The sequence below is a fragment of the Thermoproteota archaeon genome (assembly GCA_030130125.1).
In the GTDB taxonomy this organism is placed as follows: domain Archaea; phylum Korarchaeota; class Korarchaeia; order Korarchaeales; family Korarchaeaceae; genus Korarchaeum.
Window position 1 is genome coordinate 1 of the sequence record JARZZM010000037.1, and the last position, 2,773, is coordinate 2,773.

Genomic DNA, 2,773 nt, shown 5'->3' on the forward strand with positions numbered 1-2,773 from the left:
CCACAAACTCGTGTTCCTTGGCGATTACGTTGATAGGGGGAAGAAGCAAATAGAGAACGTTAACTTCCTTCTAGCCCACTACTACATAGATCGGGATAGAGTGATACTGCTCAGAGGAAACCACGAATCTCCTGTGGTCAACCTGAATTACGGATTCATGGAAACGCTCTATCACACGTACGGCTCGGAGTGGCCCTTCCTGTTCATGAGGTATAATGAGGTGTTCGCCAACCTTCCGTACGCTGCTGAGGTCTCTGGCCTACTCGCCCTTCACGGCGGGATAGCTGAGGGATTGGAGTCGGTGAAGCAGATAAGGAAGCTGCCGAAGAAGGACATGATACCCAGCGACAAAATAGCATTTCAACTTCTATGGAACGATCCCTATGAAGGGATAGAGGGCTTCGGAGAGAACTACAGCAGGGGAGGTGGCACCAAGTACTACGGAAGGAAGGCCCTCGAATCCTTCCTTAAATCTAACGGTCTGAAAGGACTGGTTAGAGCTCACGAGGCCTACCCAGAAGGCTACGCTTGGCTATTTGACGGCGAAACCGGGATAGAAGGCATGGAGAGCATACTATTATCAGTCTTCACATGTAGGTATTACGGCATCCCGCCCACGGTAGCGGTGTTCGATGGCAAGAAGGTGGAGGTCGTCAGGCTATGAGGCACGCCCTGCCCATCGTGTTGTTGATCCTAGTAATGATTCCGCTCCTAACAGCGTTAGCTCTCCCACGGGAGGGAGAGGAGGCCCCCTATTTCAACGTCTCGACCTATGAGGGAGACAGAGTATCCCCAGAGAGGTTGAAAGGGAAGGTCTTTGTACTCGTATTCGCAGCGGAATGGTGTCCTCATTGCAGAGAGGAGCTTCCTGCCCTATCCAGAGCTTGGAAGGATGCTGGTCTGGATAGAGAGGGTGCGATGTGCGTCGTGATGATAGTTTCCAGCTCGCAGGATAAGGCCATAAAGTTCTACGAATCCGTCGAACCTCCATCCAACTGGAGGTTAGTGCCAGATGCCAATTACATCGCCGAGAAGTACGGCGTGAGTGCGGTCCCGACGATGATAGTGGTAGATCAAGAGGGAAAGGTCGCGAAGACCTTCAGAGGAGCGGTTCCTCCCCAACAAATAACGAATCTGGTCGCTGACCTTATAGGGGTAACGCCCCAACAAGGTAACTACACCTCTCCCTCGCCTAGTGCAACGCAGACGCATGTGAGCACTACTCCTAGCGAGGAGAACAATGGTCAGGGTCTGAAGCCGGGTCACATAATCCTGATAGGCTTGGGAGTTGCCCTCGTCGTCATATTCGGCATCTGGTACTACAGAACTCTTAAGAAGTTCGAAACATCGAAGAAGGGAAAAAAGAAGGGTAAGAGCAAAAAATGAGGGAGCATAAGGATGACAGTTGGGAGAGGAGGGCCCTCTCCTTCCTGTTGGCAGCCACCGTCCTCATGATGTTAGTCCCAACCCCCTACCTCAGGGCCCTCCTCTCACTCACTATATTCGCTCTGCTGGTGAAGTACCATGGGGGAGACCCTAAGATAGGCACCCTGAAGGGATCCGTGACCGCGTCTATCCTTGCGTTTGCAATGACCCTGCCCCTCCTACCATTCTCCCAACTTGAATTCTCAGGTTTCGATCCTGCGCTCCTACTCAACGTAATCCCCTTCCATCTCTCAGTTGCCGTGTGGGAGGAAGTTGTCTACAGGGGATATCCCCTCCTGAGGTTTTCACGCACAAGTCTCCTTGCATCGTCCCTGGCCTTCTCCCTCATCCACGCATTCAACCCGGGATTCGGACTGCAGGCCTTCTTGGGCGTATTCGTAGCCGGTCTAGCTCTAGGGTTGATGAGGTGCGAGTGGGGTCTCGGACCCGCAATATCGATGCACTTCTCGTGGAACATATTCATGGAGCATCTCTGGGGATATCCCACGAGCGGATTGCGGGGACCCAGCGTATTCGTATCAAAACTCGTCGGATCAGACATCTTAACCGGTGGAGATTTCGGACCTGAGGCCTCCATTATAGTGATGGCCGAATTCTTCTCGCTCTTCTTGGCCTTCCGATCTATATGGCAAAGGGACCACTTACCTTAAAGGTTTTCATCCGCATTCAACGCCTATGTGGCTCGATCCCATATCCCTTCTGTGGTGGCTATTCATATTCTACCTACTCATGGCCCCCCAGCTCCAGCATAGGGCCATCCAGAACGCCAGAAGAAAGGTCATGGAGGCCCTAGCTAGGAAGAGGGGGAGCAGCGTGATAACTCTCATCCACAGGGAGGAGTCCATCGGCCTGTTCGGGATACCCTTCTACAAGTTCATCGATATCGAAGATTCCGAGAGCGTCCTTAGAGCGATAAGATCCACGTCTCCGGATACCCCCATTGATCTGATAATCCACACGCCTGGGGGCCTCGTACTGGCAGCCTCCCAGATAGCTAGGGCTCTGAAGAAGCACCCGGCGAAGACAACTGTCATAGTCCCCCACTACGCCATGAGCGGTGGTACCCTCATAGCCTTGGCAGCTGACGAGATAATCATGGACGAAAACGCTGTTCTAGGCCCAGTAGACCCCCAACTGGGTCAGTTCCCAGCCCCGTCTCTGATAAAGGTCGTTGAGAAGAAGAGCGTGGATAAGGTCGATGATCAGACCTTGATACTAGCTGACGTAGCCGGAAAGGCGATAAATCAGGTGAGGGAGCTCGTTACATGGCTTCTTGAGGATAAGCTGGGTAGGGAGAAGGCTGAGGAGGTGGCGAAAACGCTGACAG

At 52.9% G+C, this 2,773-nt stretch carries 4 protein-coding genes; all 4 read left to right on the forward strand.

The features are described 5' to 3' along the window. Nucleotides 1-664 (forward strand): metallophosphoesterase (locus QI197_06315; protein ID MDK2372976.1); only part of this gene is annotated, 664 nt, incomplete at its 5' end. After that, a complete protein-coding gene (locus QI197_06320) occupies nucleotides 661-1,386 on the forward strand; it encodes a TlpA disulfide reductase family protein (protein MDK2372977.1) in 726 nt (241 codons plus the stop codon). The genes QI197_06315 and QI197_06320, both read left to right, overlap by 4 nt. Then, nucleotides 1,383-2,096: a CPBP family intramembrane metalloprotease gene (locus QI197_06325; protein MDK2372978.1), complete on the forward strand. Its 714-nt coding sequence runs from the start codon at nucleotides 1,383-1,385 to the stop codon at nucleotides 2,094-2,096. The genes QI197_06320 and QI197_06325 overlap by 4 nt, the downstream gene beginning before the upstream one ends. Nucleotides 2,097-2,121: 25 nt before the next feature. Then, a partial coding sequence (locus QI197_06330; GenBank protein MDK2372979.1) for an ATP-dependent Clp protease proteolytic subunit occupies nucleotides 2,122-2,773 on the forward strand: 652 nt, incomplete at its 3' end.